Annotated in this window: 1 protein-coding gene; it reads left to right on the top strand. The window is 59.0% G+C overall.

Features of this window, described 5'->3' with window-relative positions; translation table 11 throughout:
• Positions 1-1,283 (top strand): type VI secretion IcmF C-terminal domain-containing protein (locus EAE90_RS23160; protein ID WP_281422396.1); only part of this gene is annotated, 1,283 nt, incomplete at both ends.

The following is a 1,283-nucleotide window of genomic DNA, read 5'->3' as shown; positions in this document are numbered from 1 at the left end:
TTCCTCAACAGCCTGCGCTGGCATAAAACCCATAACCTGTCCGACACCATCGACCAGTTAACCCTGATGGCGGATGTGCGCCAGTCCCCGTTGATTGCCCTGATGGATACGCTGGCTTATCAGGGGGAAGCTGGACAACCGGGCGCGGCATTGGCGGATTCGCTGGTGAAATCGGCGCAAAACCTGTTTCAGAAAAATAAGCAGCCGATGATTGACCAGAGCCGACTTCTGCCGGGGCCGCTGGATGACACGTTTGGTCCGTTATTGGCGCTGATGGGCAAAAGCACTGAGGAAAATGGACTGACGGCGGACCCGTCACTGAGTCTGCAAACCTTCCTGACGCGGGTGACGCGGGTGCGTCTGGCGCTGCAACAACTGGCGAATACCGATGACCCCCCGGCGGTGATGGAAGCGCTGGCGCAGAGTGTGTTTCAGGGGAAAAGCGTGGCGCTGACAGATACGCGGACCTATGGCAGCCTGATAGCCGCCAGTCTGGGGGCGGAATGGAATGGGTTTGGTCAGGCGGTGTTCGTGCAACCGTTGACCGAAGCGTGGCAGACGGTGTTACAGCCAGCGGCGGCCAGCCTGAATGCGCAATGGCAGTCGGCGGTGGCGGCGGACTGGCAGACCGATTTTGACGGCCGTTACCCGTTTGTGGCGGGGCAAAATGAGGCTTCGCTGCCGATGCTCGGGCAGTTTATCCGGGCCGACAGCGGGCGGATAGAGCAGTTCCTGCACAGTCAGTTAGGCGGCGTACTGCATAAAGAGGGGAAATATTGGGTGGTGGATAAGGTGAACAGTCAGGGACTGCATGTCAGCCCGGCCTTTTTAACCGCGATAAATCAACTGAGTCAGGTTGCGGATGTGCTGTTTGCGAACGGCAGCGAGGGAATACGCTTTGAACTGCGGGCGAAACCGGTGCGTGATGTGGCGGAAACGGACCTGACGATAGATGGCCAGCGGCTGCGTTACTTTAACCAAATGGAGAGCTGGCAGCGTTTACGCTGGCCGGGGGATGAGGATAATCCCGGGGTGGCGCTGACCTGGACCGGGGTGAATACCGGGGCGCGGCTGTATGGCGACTATCCGGGGACGTGGGGATTGATTCGCTGGCTGGAGGCGGCACAAGTGCAGATGCTGGATGAAAGCCGTTACCGGTTGAGATTTACCACGCCGGAGGGGTTGCCGCTGACCTGGGTACTGCGGACCGAAGTCGGGAAAGGGCCGCTGGCATTATTGAAACTGCGGGGGTTTAGATTGCCGAAAACGATTTTTGTGGAGAA

The sequence above is a fragment of the Photorhabdus caribbeanensis genome (assembly GCF_018448885.1).
In the GTDB taxonomy this organism is placed as follows: domain Bacteria; phylum Pseudomonadota; class Gammaproteobacteria; order Enterobacterales; family Enterobacteriaceae; genus Photorhabdus; species Photorhabdus caribbeanensis.
The sequence above is the reverse complement of the archived record's forward strand: the minus strand, read 5'-3'. Positions and strand labels throughout refer to the sequence as shown.